Annotated in this window: 13 protein-coding genes; 2 read left to right on the forward strand and 11 right to left on the reverse strand. The window is 60.9% G+C overall.

The window, feature by feature from the left end:
* Nucleotides 1–3 precede the first annotated feature (3 nt).
* The 7 genes from BUS06_RS02840 to BUS06_RS38115 form a co-directional block, all read right to left on the reverse strand.
* Nucleotides 4–564 carry a dTDP-4-dehydrorhamnose 3,5-epimerase family protein gene (locus BUS06_RS02840; protein ID WP_074262897.1) on the reverse strand — a complete coding sequence of 187 codons (561 nt, stop codon included), beginning with the start codon at nt 562–564 and terminating at the stop codon, nt 4–6.
* A 43-nt stretch (nt 565–607) separates the two neighbouring features.
* Nucleotides 608–2,290, reverse strand: a complete 1,683-nt coding sequence (locus tag BUS06_RS02845; protein ID WP_074262898.1) for a hypothetical protein — start codon at nt 2,288–2,290, stop codon at nt 608–610.
* A 267-nt stretch (nt 2,291–2,557) separates the two neighbouring features.
* Entirely contained in the window at nt 2,558–3,535 is a 978-nt protein-coding gene (locus tag BUS06_RS02850; RefSeq protein ID WP_083611335.1) for a SphA family protein, read from the reverse strand.
* Nucleotides 3,536–3,642: 107 nt separating this feature from the next.
* On the reverse strand, nt 3,643–5,118 hold the full coding sequence (locus tag BUS06_RS02855; RefSeq protein WP_074265878.1) for a DUF1254 domain-containing protein: 1,476 nt from the start codon (nt 5,116–5,118) through the stop codon (nt 3,643–3,645).
* A gap of 27 nt (nt 5,119–5,145) precedes the next feature.
* Nucleotides 5,146–6,507, reverse strand: a complete 1,362-nt coding sequence (locus BUS06_RS02860) for a DUF1254 domain-containing protein (RefSeq protein ID WP_074265879.1) — start codon at nt 6,505–6,507, stop codon at nt 5,146–5,148.
* Nucleotides 6,508–6,588: 81 nt separating this feature from the next.
* Complete coding sequence (locus tag BUS06_RS02865; protein WP_074262899.1) at nt 6,589–7,383, reverse strand: hypothetical protein; 795 nt, start codon at nt 7,381–7,383, stop codon at nt 6,589–6,591.
* 575 nt (nt 7,384–7,958) lie between these two features.
* Nucleotides 7,959–8,102, reverse strand: a complete 144-nt coding sequence (locus BUS06_RS38115; RefSeq protein WP_254368728.1) for a hypothetical protein — start codon at nt 8,100–8,102, stop codon at nt 7,959–7,961.
* Between BUS06_RS38115 and BUS06_RS02870 the strand changes: the two genes are divergently transcribed.
* Nucleotides 8,101–9,033: an HAD family hydrolase gene (locus BUS06_RS02870; protein WP_254368730.1), complete on the forward strand. Its 933-nt coding sequence runs from the start codon at nt 8,101–8,103 to the stop codon at nt 9,031–9,033. The two genes, BUS06_RS38115 and BUS06_RS02870, sit on opposite strands and share 2 nt — an antisense overlap.
* Before the next feature lie 124 nt (nt 9,034–9,157).
* Here BUS06_RS02870 and BUS06_RS02875 read toward each other — a convergent pair whose 3' ends face one another.
* From BUS06_RS02875 to BUS06_RS02890, 4 genes are all read right to left on the reverse strand, one after another.
* Nucleotides 9,158–9,829 carry an RraA family protein gene (locus BUS06_RS02875; protein WP_074262901.1) on the reverse strand — a complete coding sequence of 224 codons (672 nt, stop codon included), beginning with the start codon at nt 9,827–9,829 and terminating at the stop codon, nt 9,158–9,160.
* A 12-nt stretch (nt 9,830–9,841) separates the two neighbouring features.
* The gene (locus BUS06_RS02880; protein ID WP_074262902.1) at nt 9,842–10,864 is read right to left on the reverse strand and encodes an amidohydrolase family protein; all 1,023 of its coding nucleotides are present in this window, start codon (nt 10,862–10,864) and stop codon (nt 9,842–9,844) included.
* A 7-nt stretch (nt 10,865–10,871) separates the two neighbouring features.
* Complete coding sequence (locus tag BUS06_RS02885) at nt 10,872–12,215, reverse strand: MFS transporter (protein WP_074265880.1); 1,344 nt, start codon at nt 12,213–12,215, stop codon at nt 10,872–10,874.
* Between the two features lie 146 nt (nt 12,216–12,361).
* On the reverse strand, nt 12,362–13,267 hold the full coding sequence (locus BUS06_RS02890) for a LysR family transcriptional regulator (RefSeq protein WP_074262903.1): 906 nt from the start codon (nt 13,265–13,267) through the stop codon (nt 12,362–12,364).
* 233 nt (nt 13,268–13,500) lie between these two features.
* Between BUS06_RS02890 and BUS06_RS02895 the strand changes: the two genes are divergently transcribed.
* Nucleotides 13,501–14,391, forward strand: coding sequence for a LysR family transcriptional regulator (locus tag BUS06_RS02895; protein ID WP_074262904.1), 891 nt, complete (start codon nt 13,501–13,503; stop codon nt 14,389–14,391).
* Nucleotides 14,392–14,448 lie beyond the last annotated feature (57 nt).

Here is a 14,448-nt window from a genome sequence, read left to right on the forward strand (position 1 = left end):
GGCTTAGCCCGCCGCCTGACCGAATAACGTCTGCACCGTTGGCAGCGCGCGATCCCGATCCGACAGCAGCGTCACCTCGCGTGGCCATGCAATGGCGAGTTGAGGATCATCGAAGGCAACGCCCCGCTCGGCCGCCGGCTTGTAAAAGGCGGTGTGCAGATACAGCAGGCGGCTGTCGGGCTCGAGGCTCTGAAAGCCATGTGCGCATCCTTCCGGAATGAACACGGCCCGGCAATTCTCCGGGGACAATTCCACGGCTTCCCATTGCATAAACGTGGCGCTGTCGGGGCGGAGATCGACGATCACGTCCCACACGCGGCCTTCTACGCACCGAACCCACTTCGCATCCGCGTCGGCACCGTGCTGAAAATGCAATCCCCTCACCGTGCCGGCCAGGGCCGTGTGCGACCAGTTGATCTGTACGATCTGCCGCGCACCGTGAGCCTCTGCGAAATCGTTCGCACAGAATAGCCGCATGAAGCTGCCGCGGGCGTCGCCCCTCGGCGTGCTTTGGGCTACAAATGCGCCCGCTATGGACAGTGCGCTTAACGGGTTATCTGCCATACGTATGGTCTGAAAAAGTGGCCGGGGGTTCGTTCTATCTGTTTCAAGCCACGTGCATGGTGCGGCGATCGCCAGTCACCAGGTTGAGCTGGCCAATGAACTTCTGCTCCCAGACCTTTGCGTCGTAGGTCGCGGTGAGATGCTTCAACAGAAGGTAGCTACCTAGCCGTTCTGCGCAAAACGCCCAGGCGCGCGCCTGGTAACCCGGCCGCTTTCCAGGAAAGCGTGCGAAGCATGCCCGCACGACCGATTCGATCGACGTCATGGTGCGTACCCAGAAATCCATGGGAAAAACGCCCAGCTCGATGCCGCCTACGATGAACACCTCGCCATTAACGAACTTCGGCACATCGACCGGCTGCAGCACGCCGAGTTCCACCGCCTCTGCCGCAAAACGCAGGAAGTCCTGCACGAGGTGAAATTTGTTGTACTGGTTCAGGCATCCGCCTTCGAGCAACGCTGGCCTCACAAGGAGGAAGTCGCGCTCGCCGGGCGCCATGAGTTCGGCAAGCGGCACATCGTCAAGCGCGTGACAGTCCCAGCTATCGCCCACCTGAATAGCCTTGCCAGGTGTCGCGTCGATCCGCGTCGCAGTGACAAATTTCCGGTACTGGCAAATGCCGACATGCCGCGCCTGAATCTGATTTTCGACGATATAGTTTTTCAGCGCGAAGCTGCCGGCGACTCCGCCTAGTTGCGGGTGATACGGTTCCCACTCGGGCGCGAGATCGCGCAGATTGGTCTTACCTGGCCCCTGAGCTCCGCCCAGAGAAAACGTCGAAACATACGAAGGGTACTCAACCGGCTTCGCCACGTGAGTGAAGCAGACATACAGCATATCGTGCGAAGCCCGCAGCGGGGTTTCCAGAAACCCGTCCTTCGCCCGTGCCAGCCGTTTGCCCTCGCACACCTGCAGGACAGCCCCTCGAAGTGCGTAGAAACTGTCCAGCCGACTTTTCTCCGGTGCCGACTGATACTGCACCTTCAGATCGTTGAGAAACACCAGTTGATCGTCATAGGTCCGATAGACGGGATTCGACGAGGGCATCAGATTCGCGTCGTAGGCGCAAACCTTGATGTCTGGACACAATGTCAGCACAAGAGACGCGATCCGCTCGAGGAGCAGCACCTGCATCGCAACCTGCGGGCGATTCGGCACACGCGCACGGAATTGCGCGCGGAACGTGGCGTCGTCGCCTTCGAAAAGGTCGTAGAGCTTTTCCGTGAGCGCAAACCATGTCCGCCAAAAGGACGGCCTGGCGACGAAATAATTGAAATGCACCGTGGAGCGGGAATCCATCGACAGCGTTCGCAGATCAACGTCAAGGCCCACGGCCTGCAGATAGATTTCGGCCGCCTCGACGAGACCCGGGTAAAGACGATTACCCTGCTCGAACACATTCAGATAGCACGCGCTGTCCTGAAGGGATGGCGAAAAGGTGTACACCTCCCCATCAGGATTGCTGCTGATAAATTCATGCACGCCCTGTGCGGTGAGTCCGGTTTTATCGGCGAAGTCCGGCGAAAGGAAACCGTAGAGTTCGTTCTCATCTACGGCGCGGTTCAGGAAGAAATCGCGAATGGCCGAGTACTCGCGCCATTCCGGCTTGAGACTCGCGCTATTGTCCAGTTCGCTGAAACCATGATCCAGCCGTTGACGCTCAGACTCGTCATGGAAGACCTGAAAAATATTCGCGTTCATCTCCACCTGACCGTTCGTCGTCATTGTTGCTCCCCGCAACTCAATCAGCGACCGCTAACTGGAGCTTCCGCCCACGCGTCGCCAGCCCATACCAATCTGCATTCTCCGTAGTATGGCCGAGACCCAGGCGCTGCCAGTCGTCAAACTGACGGCAGATTTGGGTCTAATTTGGGCGATGAGACGAGAACGGGGGTGCTCTCCGATACGCCTTGCTGACGGGCGCAAATCATCGTGGTTCGAGGCCCAGTCGTGCCCGGTCTGGATGTGGCGTACCGGCCCGCGGCGCCCCCCCTACTGGAACGTGGCATTCAACGACAATTCCACGGAATTCCCCTTCGGCCGGTTGCTCACATTGAATTCATTCACCCAGCGCAGCGTCGCGCCGACCGGGGTTTTGCTGATCTTGCCGTTCCACGTGACCATCGGCCCGATGCCCACCGAATGCCCTTCGGCCCCGCCCACGAAGTCCGCGATCCCGCCGCTGTCGTGACCGAACTGCTGGATATAGCCACCCACCACGCCGACACCCCAGCCCGAACCGAAGCGCTTGAGCGCCAGCAGATCGAGCACGCTGATCGGTGCGTTGTGATATTGCGTCTGGTCATTGACGGTGTAGAACTCGACCCCGTAATTCAACGACAGCTCGATGTTCTCTTTCGGCAGCAACCTGGTGTACGCGAAGGTCGGCGTGAACGTCCACGTATTCTGCCCGGCGTTGGCGAGCCGGCTGGTGTTGTACGCCCCGGTGGGCGCATAGATCTGCACGCTCAACGCGATGTGGTCGGTCTTGGTCAGGTGATAACCAGCCACCACCGGAGTAAAGAAGATATCGGCAAACTGCGTGGCGTGGTCATCGGGCAAGCGGCCGTGAAAGGAAGAAACATCGGTGTACTGCAGCGGCACGCCAAACGACGACGCAAAATTCCACCCCCCTGCGGTGATCCCCCAGGTCTTGATCGCGTTCACGATGTTGTACGAGATGTGGTAGTCGAGGCCGGCCGTGACCTTCCCGGCGATCGGCAACGTCTTGCTCGCGCCAAGCGAGCCCTCGTAGTAGATCGAGGTGACCGAGATGATCCAGTCGTCCGTGGGTGGCACGATACCGGCATACGGCGCGATCTGCATGCCGGTGATGGGGCGTCCGACACCGCCTTCAGTCGCCAGCGCCCGCGGTGAAAAAGCCAGGCCGGCGGCGGCGACAGCAAACGCGCCAGCAGAAAACCGCGCGGCAAGATAACCACCGCGAAACACGAGACGACGCTTATTCATGGCGATCCTCACAAATTTCGCCTGACCTCCCGTGGCCAGGACAGTTGCCCGCATCGTTATTGTTTACTTCGTATCCCTTATGTCATTTCCAACTTAAACCCGATCTACTACTGTGCTTCGTGCACAACGCCGGGTGGCGTCCACGTGCCATCCAGCGCCGCCGGTTCCGGCCAATAGGCCCGCACGTAAAGCGAGAAATCTTCGTTGGCCGGCGCTGGCAGCCAGTTGCCTTCCTTGCCGGCGCCCGGCGTCGAACTCTGCACGTAGATCGTCAGCGAGCCGTCGTCGTTGTATTGCAGGTTCTTGTTCTTGGTGCCCAGTGAATAGCGCTTCTGATCGTTCGGCGAGAAGAAGTGATGCGCGTTGTACAGCGTCAAGGACCAGAAGCCCTTGACCGGCGGCAGTTGCCCCTTCGGGAAAGTGACCGTATAGCGCTGCGCGCCGTTGAGGCGCGCGCCGGATGCGTCGGAGTCGGCATAGAAGTATTTCGTCTCGTTGGGCTTGTTGACGAAAATGTTCGACTTCGCCACCGCCGTGCGCGTGAAATAGTCCGTACCGAATTCCGCACCGTTGCTGATGGTGTTCCAGTGCGCAGGCAAAGGCTTGCCGAACGTGTTGAAATTGAAGAGCGGCGCGACCAGCCTGGCGTCCGTCTGCGCAGCCTCGTCCACGATCGCGGACTTGATGGCAGGATCTTTCTGCGCGGCAGCCAGCAGCGCTTTCGCCTGGGCATACAACGCCTCCTCGCCAGGTTGCGGCGGGGTCTGCTCGAGCACCGTCGGCAGTTCGTCCCAGAACTTTGCAGGGTCGACCCATTTGATCTCTTCGGCACTCGCGTCACCCGAGCCGAAGCTCGGCAGCTTCGACCAGTCGGTCACCTTCATCTTGCCGTCGTACTCGCTCAGCGGGTACAGACCCACCTTGCTGATGACCGCCTGAACGGCCACCCGGTCTTCCGGTGTGTCGTCCATGAATACGCGCGGAATGAAGCTGCCCACCGCCGTGCCGGAGCGAAACACCTGGCGGATGCCCTTGGGCACCTGTCCATGCCAGTCAGGCCCGACGAACAGATAGAAGCCCGGCTTCGTACCGTACAGCTTGCCGAGACTGGCGAAGCCATCGGTACGCAAGTCAACGGCCTGATATACCCAGAAGCGCTCGCCGAAATCCGGTACCTGCACCACTACGGGCGTCTGGTTCAGATCGAAGATGGCCGAGCCGTACACCACATCCTGATTCGGACACGCGACGAAGCGCTCCTGCGGCTCGATATAGTCGTGCAGCATCGACAGGTGGTTAGGCGGCGCAACCGGCACGATTCCGCCATTCAGGCCCGACTGCGGCACCTTCTGCATGGCCAGCAGACGGTTGTAGACGTTGACCATCGGCCACGCCCAGAAGTAGGTCTGGCGCGCCACCAGCCGGGCGTAGGCCTCCGAGACGGCATAGCCTGGAACCGGGCCCGGAACTGAGAGCGCGCTTGCAGCCTGCGCCTGCGAACCGCTCGGCGCTCGCGCCAGGATCGGGCTAGCGAGCGACGCCAGCACCGCCGCGGTGACCCACGTTGCAGCTTTCTTATTCATGTCGGGCTCCGACTCGTCCATTTGAGTTCATCGCTTTTGCGGTGCCGGGAATTTCCAGGTACCGTCGAATACCGACGCGTCCGGTCCATAGATGCGCGCAATCACGTTGTAGGCACCCTCGGGAGCGGGCAACCAGTTGGACTCCTTATCAGCACCGGGCGTGGTGTGCTGGACGTAGATATCGAGCGAACCGTCGGGGTTGTATCTGATGCCCTTGGTACGGTCGCCGATCGAATAGCGGTTGATCGGGTTCGCCACCAGATGGCGCCCCGGCAGGTCGTACATCGTCATCGACCAGAAGAACTTCGCCGGCGGCAGGTCTTTCTTGTCGAAGTGGATAAGGTAAGGTTGCGAGCCCAGCAATTGCTCGTGATCGGCATTAACACGTGTGCCGACGTAGACCGCTTCTTCTTTCGTGTTGCCGTAAATGCCCATCCCGGCGGCTACCGCGCGTTTCATGTAATCGCCGTTCAGATCCTGCCGGCTGCCGAAGAGATCGTAAGAGCTGGTCGTGTGTTTCTCGGCGTCGGCCAGCGCCGCTTTGCCGTCGGCGACGCCCTGTTCGATGGCCTCGCGCGTCGCGGCAGGTAGCGCGGCGGGATCGAACGGCTCTCCCGGTGCGATGCCGATCTTCGCGAAGCGCTGCATCAGATCCACTTCAGATGGCGCCGTCGGCTGCGTGAACTGCAGCATGAAATTCAGGTACGAGATGAAATCGATCGAGGTCGCTTTCGCCTCATCCCACTTCGGGAACGTGACCTTCGGCGCGGGCGGCGGTGCGCTCGTATGTTCGAACGCGGAAAGCGGCGTGAGCTGGTATTGCTTCTGGATCGCCTGGACATTCTTCACATCGGCTGGGCCATTCAAGGCAGTGCGGCCCAGGGTGAGGATGATGTCAGTCTCCGAGCGGAACACCTTGTCGATGCCCTTCGGGGTATCGCCGTGCCAGTCGGGGCCTGCAAACAGGTAATGACCCGCGCCGTTGCCCGTGGCCCGCGAGCCGACATAGGCAAAGTTATACGTGAACAGGTCGATCCACTGGAACACATAGTAGCGGTCGTCCTTCACTGCCGGCACCGTCAGCACCCAGGGCTCGCGACGCAGATCGAGCCACGCCCACGAGTACGGCGTGTCGTTGTTCGGCGTGACGATCTCCTTGTTCTCGGGACCGTACGGATGGGAATAGTTGCGGAATTTACCGAAGCCGCCTACGTAAGACTTAGAACCGGGATCGAGTACCTGCTCGTACAGCGTCTGGTAGTTGAACAGCATCGGGTAGGCGTAGATGTACGCATCTTTGGCGATGCCGCGCGCCTCCTCGGGTGATGCGATTATCGTCGCTGCAGCGGTGCTCGCCTGAGCACCGGCGTACTGGTGCGACAGCGTCATGAGCGTCATCCCTGCCGATATCGCGCCAAGGCGCAGGAGCCTGGATATTTTCATGGATAGGCATCTCGCAGAGGAGGTTGGCTACTTGCCGAACGTCAGGTTGATTCCGGCAAAAATCGTCACTTGCGGCAGGCCCGCACCGGAATGGGCGACGGAATACTGCGGTTCGATGAACGCGTTGTAGATGGTCGAACCGCTCTTCCATGCCTTGCCCGCGCCAAGGCCGACGGGGATGTAGTACGTGCCGTGCTGCAGGTCGAAGCTCCAGATACCGGTGGAACGGATGTACCAGCCGCCGGGCAGGTTGAAGATGGCGAACGGCTGCGCAGTAAGCGACTGGGTAGTCGGCCGGCCGCTTTGACCGGCAAACGAGTGTTGCCACTGAACCAGCGCGCCGAGCAGATGCGCGGGGGTCGCATTGACGGCGACCGCTGCCAGACCGCCCTGCCACTTGCCGGTGCCGAGACTGGGGTCGGTGGCCGTGGGCGCGGTGATCAGTGGACCGACGCCAATCTGCACGTCCGATTGCGACAGCAGAAAGATGTCGAACAGGTTGATGTCGCCGAGGCCCGTGTTGTAGCCGCCGGTCGGGTCCGGGCGCGTGCTGATCGGCACCGTGGCGCGGAAAATCTCCGGCACTCCGATCGGTCCGAGCGGCCCCACCGGAACGGTCGGCCGCAGCAGCAGGTCGTTGGTGTGACCGCCGACGCCGAACAGGCTCGGGGTGTAGTAGTCCTGGATGTTGAATGAGGGCGCCAGATTCAGCGGGTTATTGCTCTTGTTGGCGTCGTCTGCCGAAGCCTGCGCATAAGCGCCTGACGAGAATGCCGCCGCCCACAACACCGTACTCGCTGCAAGACATCGCTTCGTGGTCATTGGATTTCCCGGCTTTACGGCAATGGACAAACGAGCGTATCCATTTGCATGACGCAAATAGAAGTCTGACTATTAAATCGGGTAATCGGTTAATGCTGGATCAAGCGCTGATGGCCCCTTCTCACTTGCGCGTGGGGGAATGGCCTGAAAGCCAAAGCACGCCCCGGACGAGTCTCGCGGGGGCCAAAAATAGATGCCATGAGTTGTAGTCAATCACTGTCATCGCCTGAAAATACTAGCAAACGTTTTCAAAAAATATGGAAATAAATTTGTAACACGAACGAAAGCCTGTCTTTCCAGTTTTTATTATGCTTAAAACGGTCAAAACAAATCTCCTTTTGAAATAGCGACATCAATTTCAAGGAATTGATTCGAATATAAAAACAATTTTTCCCGGAGCGTGTCGTGACCCGGCCAGGGCTGGCGAACCAAGGTCTGAACTCGGCGCACAGGTGTCCACCGCCCCCCGGCGCCGGCAAAATACGTGGCAAACCGTTAAATAAACGCGCCGGATGTGCTATCTAGTAGGCGCGAAAAGACTAGCGGCGCACCGAGCGCCGCACGACATCACATACTCACGAGGCTTTCATGATTGGCTTGATGCGCAGATCCTGGATCGGCTTGACCGTCGTCGTTCTCTGCGCGTGCACGACCACGCCCCACACGGGCGGGACGCAAGGGTCGCGTCCCGCCCGCGCGCCTTCCAGCAATTCGACCATGGCATCGTGGAACGATACGCCGGCGGAGCGTTCGATCATCGATTTCGTCACCCGCGTGACGACGCCCGAATCGAAGGATTTCGTGCCGCGCGCCGAGCGGATTGCAGTGTTCAATCTGGACGGCACGCTCTGGGTCGAACAGCCGGCCTCCGTGCAACTCGTCTTCACCTTGCAACAGGTGAAGACGCTTGCGCCGCATCACCCTGAGTGGAAGCGCCAGGAGCCGTTCCGGTCGATTCTGCGCGGTAATCTGAAACCGGTAGCAAGCAGCGGCAACGCCGGCGCGATGAAGCTGCTGGCTGCCACCCACGCGGGTATGACGACGGACAGTTTCGCCTCGATGGTGCACGACTGGTTCGACACCGCGAGCGACCCACGCTTCAACCGGCCCTATACGGCGCTCGCGTATCAGCCGATGGTCGAGTTGCTCGCTTACCTGCGAGCCAATGGCTTCCGAACGTACATCGTCTCGGCCGACAGTGTCGAATTCGTTCGCACGATCTCGCAGAGCATGTACGGCGTGCCGCCTGAAGACGTGATCGGCAGCACGGTTCGTTATCAGTACGGGCTGACGAACGGCACGGCGACACTGACACGGCTCGCGCAGGTCGACACGCTCAACGACGGTGCGATGAAAGCGCAGACCATTCAGGCCGTGATCGGGCGCCGGCCGCTAATGGCGTTCGGCAATGCCGACGGCGACCTGCCGATGCTCGAATGGACCACCTCCGGCAACGGTCCGCGTTTTGCGGCGCTGCTGCATCACACCGACGCGCAGCGCGAATACGCCTACGATCAGACGGCACGCAGCGGGAAGCTGGATAAGGGACTGCAGGAAGCGAATGTGAAGGGCTGGCTGCTGATCGATATGAAGGACGACTGGCGGACCATGTTCAAGGGCGATGCGGACGCGGCGGCAACGGGTAAATGAAGGGACGGTGATGGGCGGCGCCACGCGCCGTACCCTACGCGGTGCCGTACGCAGTGACGCACCGGCGCGCACGCGGCCTGACCTGCCCGCCGCCGCGCCGCGTGCCGGGCGGTTTTTCCAAAGCTCAGCCGCCCATCATCCGCGTTTCATGCGGAACGACCCACGAGCGGTCGAACTCACCTCTCGCGATAGATTGCAGGGCCGCAGCCTCCTTCTCCCCCTGCTTCTTCGCCCCAGCAATCACCGCCTCGACTTCGGCGACCGGGATCGCCAGCACACCGTCTTCATCGCCGACGATGATGTCGCCGGGATGCACGACCATGCCACCCACCGACACCGGCACATTGATCTCACCAGGCCCGTTCTTGTACGGACCGCGGTGTGTCACGCCACGCGCATACACGGGGAAATCGCCCTGCCGAAGCGCGCCGACGTCGCGAATGGCACCGTCGATCACCAGACCTTGAACCCCCAGGCTCTCGGCAAAGCTAGACATGATCTCGCCCATCAGCGCCTGCGAAAGGTCGCCGCCGCCGTCGATCACCAGCACATCGCCCGGCCGGCAAAAATCGAAAGCGCGATGAATCGCGAGGTTGTCGCCACCGCGCGTGCGGACCGTCACTGCGGTTCCAGCCATCGGCTTGGGCCGGTGATAGGGCTGCAGCCCGACTGTGCCGCTCGCGCGCGCCATGTTGTCGCTCAGCAGCGAAACGGCCAGGCCACGCAACGTCTCGAGAATCTGCGGGCTGGCTTGCGGCGCGGATTCGTTGTGGTGCCATCCAATGGGGTTCGTCACAGGAGTCTCCTTTCAGGAAAGCTGGCGTTCGAGTTGACTGGACAGGCGCCCATACACCGCGCGCGCGTTGTCCTCGAAGATGCGTTGCCGGTCCGCGGGCGTGAGCCACGGAATCGCGTCGATATAGCGCCGCGTGTCGTCGTAGTAGTGCCCCGTCTCGGGATCGATGCCCTGCACGGCTCCGATCGTCTCCGAGGCAAACAGGATGTTCCCGACCGGAATCACCTTGGCGAGAAGCTCGGCGCCTGGCTGGTGATAGACGCACGTGTCGAAGAACACGTTTTTCATCAGGTATTCGGTGAGAAGCGGCCGCTTCATGTCCTGAGCAAGGCCGCGATAGCGTCCCCAGTGATACGGAACCGCGCCGCCGCCGTGCGGGATGATGAAGCGCAGCGTCGGGAAATCGGCGAACAGATCGGCGCTCAGCAACTGCATGAAGACGGAGGTATCGCCATTGATGTAGTGCGCGCCCGTAGCGTGAAAATTCGGGTTGCACGATGACGACACGTGAATCATCGCCGGCACGTCGAGCTGAACCATCGCTTCATACAGCGGGTACCACGAGCGGTCGGTCATCGGTAAGCCGTTCCAGTGACCACCCGATGGATCGGGGTTGAGATTGCAGCCGATAAAGCCCAGTTCCTCCACACACCGACGCAACTCGGCGATGCAATTCGCCGGCGCTGCACCGACCGCTTGCGGCAACTGGCAGACACCGACAAAGTTGCGCGGAAACAATCCGCACACGCGATGGATCAGGTCGTTGCATTCCTGCGACCAGCGCGCATTCGCGTCTTCCGTGCCCAGATGGTGGCCCATCCCGGCTGCGCGCGGCGAGAAGATGGTGAGGTCCGTGCCACGTTCGCGCTGAACGCGCAGCTGTCCGCGCTCGATGCTCTCGCGAATCTGTTCATCCGTGATGACCGGACGGGGCGGCACCGACGTACCGTCCTTCAAGGCTGCGATCTGTTTGGCGCGCCATGCTTCGTGCTCGGGCGGCGAGGTGGTGTAATGGCCGTGGCAATCGATGATCATTGCGGTTTTAAGTGTTGCGGCTGATGGGGAGATTTTCGGGGTGCGTGTCGCTGGGCGGCACCGAATCCAGATCGCTTTCACGCGGCGTCACGCGCATCACCAACGCGATGATCGTGGCGATCACGAGAAACGCGGCAATCGTCAGGAGTGCGAGATCGAATTTGCCCGTCGCGTTTCGCACGAGCCCAATGCTCCACGGACCGACCAGGCCGCCGACCTGCGCTACGGTGTTGATCAGCGCGATCGTCGCGGCGCCCGCGGCGCCGGAGCGGAACGACGAGGCGAGACTCCAGAACAGCGGATTACCCGCGTAAATGAAGAGTCCGGTTACGCAAAGCAGTATGTAGGCAATCACCGGATTCGGCGCATAGGCACTGCCGGCGATGGCGAGCGCGCTCATTCCGTACACGAAGGCCAGATGCTTCTTCCGGTCGCCGGTGCGATCGGAGCTACGGCTAATGAGGAAAGTGCCCAGTACGCCAAGGAGCGGCGGGACGGCGGACAGAAAGCCGACTTCGATATTGCTCAGGTGTCCGAGGCTTTTGACGATCTGCGGCAACCACAGGAACAGGCCGTAAATTCCGACGAGCGCGCAGCCGAACAGGCATGCGAGACTCCAGACGCGGATATCCCCGGCCACACGCAGAAAGGAAAAATGCGTCTGTCCGCCGAGCGCTTCGCGCTCCGCTTCCAGCGTGGATTCGAGCCACTGTTTCTGTTCAGGTCTGAGCCACGCCGCCTCGGCGGGGCGCTCGGTCATGATGCGCAGCGTCAGCAGACCGAGCAGCATGGCTGGCACGCCCTCGAGAATGAACATCCACTGCCAGCCGTTGAGCCCGAGAATGCCGTTGCCGTAGGTCATCAGCGTGGTGGAGATGGGACCGCCCAGCACGGCAGAGAACGAGCCGGCAATGATGTATCCGCCCACCGCCCGGGCCCGGTAGCGCACCGGAAACCACTTGGTCAGATACACCGCCACTCCGGGCAGAAAGCCCGCCTCCATGACGCCCAGCAGGAAGCGCAGGATGTAAAAGCTGGAGTCGTTGAAAACAAATGCGGTGGCGGCCGCTACGGCGCCCCAGGTCAGCAGAATGCGCGCTATCCAGCGACGGGCGCCGACGCGATGCAGCAGCAGGTTGCTCGGAACCTCGAGCAGCATGTAGCCGAAGAAAAAGATGCTTCCGGCGAAACCGAACACGGCCGGGCTAAAGCCCAACTGCTTGTTCATGTCGAGCGCGGCGAAGCCGATATTGATCCGGTCCAGGTAGTTGAAGAACATCATCGCAAACAATAGGGGCATCAGCCGCCTATAGACTTTGCGCATGGTCTCCGCTTCGATCGCATCGGTCATCATCGTCTCCATCATGTTTCTGCGCGCCTGTTTATTCAGGCGTCGGTCGAACAACAGTACTACTTTGACGCGAGTCCAATCCCATCATAAGGAACCGGGCCAACGGGCGTCCAAGACGTGTTCCTTATTCTTGTATAAGTCTTTTCTTATAGTGCGACGTTTTCCTTGCTGTCGCACTCGGGCAGGCAATCGAGGAAAGCGCGCAGATGCGGCGAGGTGTCGTCCGTGCGAAAGCGTGCGGTGAGCGTGGTGATCTGCGACGAGACCGGCCCGTCAAGGTGACGATAGACCACGTCGGAGCGGCCATGCCGCGCGACGGATTCACCGATAAAGGTCACGCCGAGTCCTGCGGCAACGAGCGCGATGGCCGTCTGAATCTCGTACGCCCGATAGCCAACCGGCGGCGTAATGCCGGCGTCGCGGTACAACGATTCGACGAACCGCGAGAACTGCGCGTGCGGGTACTTCGGATACAGGATCAGCGGGGTGTCGGCGAGATCGGCGATGCGCACGGTTTCTGATGCGGCCAGCGGATGCTCGGGTGCAAGCGCGACCACTACGCGCTCATGCAGTAGCGGCAACGTTGTACATCCGGGGAGCACGGTGGCCTGTCTGCCGATTCCGATGTGAATCCTCTGATCGCGCAGCGCGTCGCCTTGCTCCTCGGTCAGCATTTCGAAGAGCTTGAGCTCGACCTGGGGATAGGCCTGGTGAAACGCTTTCAGCGCAGGCGGAAGCACGCTGTACATCGTCGAACGCGTGAAGCCGATGCTGAGCCAGCCACGCGACCCAAGGCCAATTTCGCGAGTGCCAAGCGCGACCTGCTCACAGGATGCGAGGATCTGCCGCGCCTCGGTGCATAGATAGCTGCCGGCTTCGGTCAGGCGTAGCGGCCGGCTGCCCCGGTCGACGAGCTGCGCGCCCAGTCGCTCCTCGAGGCTGCGAATCTGCTGGCTCAACGCGGGCTGTGCCACATGCAATCGCTCCGCCGCCCGGCTGAAATTCAACTCCTCCGCGAGGACGACAAAATATTGCAGGGCTCGGAGATTCATGGCGTAGGTATTCCTGTCCGGTTGGTCCGGCCCACGAACGCGGGTGAATGGTGCACCGCGCAACGGGCGGATGATTCTGGCCCAGTTTGGCATAGCGGCTCTTGAACGGTTTGGGCCGCTATGCCCAGAGCGGAGTTCAAATCACCGCCCTCTTGCAAAATGCTACTCTGCGACGTCCTATACCTGCGGCCACGGCTGAACAGGGCCGAACCGCTTCAGCAACTTTGACTACAGTGAAATTCGACACGACGACAGTCCGGCTGATCCTGGCCATCGCGGATGAAGGCAGCATTTCCCGGGCCGCCGACAAACTCAGCCTTGCGGTGGCTGCTGCGTCCCGGCGCGTGTCGGATCTCGAGGCGCAACTGGGCATCAAACTGTTCCAGCGCGTGCCGCATGGCGTTGAGATCACCGAGTCCGGTACCAAGCTGCTGGACTACATCCGGCAGATCGACAACCTCATCGACCGACTTGAAGGCGATGCAGGGGCACTCAACGAAGGGCTCGACGGACGCATTATCATCGGCGCGCCCAAGGCGGTCGTCATCCAGTTTCTTGCTCGTGAGATTGCTGCGATCCAGCGCAAATTCCCGCGCATCTCGCTGAAGGTTGTCGAAGAAAACAGCAAGATCGTGCAACAGCTGCTGCGCGACAAGGTGATCGACGTGGGGATCTACGAGAACAAAAGCGGGTTCCTGGATCTGCCGAAGTTTCCGTACCGGGAGGACCGGCTGGTTTTGGTCTATAGCCGCGCGCATTTCCGGTTTCGTGACGCGCCAGTTAGCATCGACGAGTTTCTCGATTTGCCCGTTGTGAGCCTCGGCAAGGGGTCCGCTGTGTTGTCCGCCGTGCAGCGCGCGTATCGCAGCCGCGGGCGCGAGTTTCCCAACAATTTCACCGTCACCGGCTTCGACACTATGCTGGCGCTTGTGCGCAACGGGCTCGGTGTGGGATTGATGCCACCTGACGTATTGCGCAGTTTTCATCCTGAAGAGGCGCTGGCGTCGGTGGAACTTGTCGGCGACTGGCATCAGCGCAACTACGTTCTGTCCTGTCTCGAAGGGCATGCGCAACAGCAAACCCTGCACAACGTCATGGACGAGCTTCTTCGCAAACCGGCGTAGTGCCACCTCTCCGGTTTCGCGAGGCGCGAAACCAGACATGATTCCCTCATCCTTGCG

The sequence above is a fragment of the Paraburkholderia phenazinium genome (genome assembly GCF_900141745.1).
Classification (GTDB): domain Bacteria; phylum Pseudomonadota; class Gammaproteobacteria; order Burkholderiales; family Burkholderiaceae; genus Paraburkholderia; species Paraburkholderia phenazinium_B.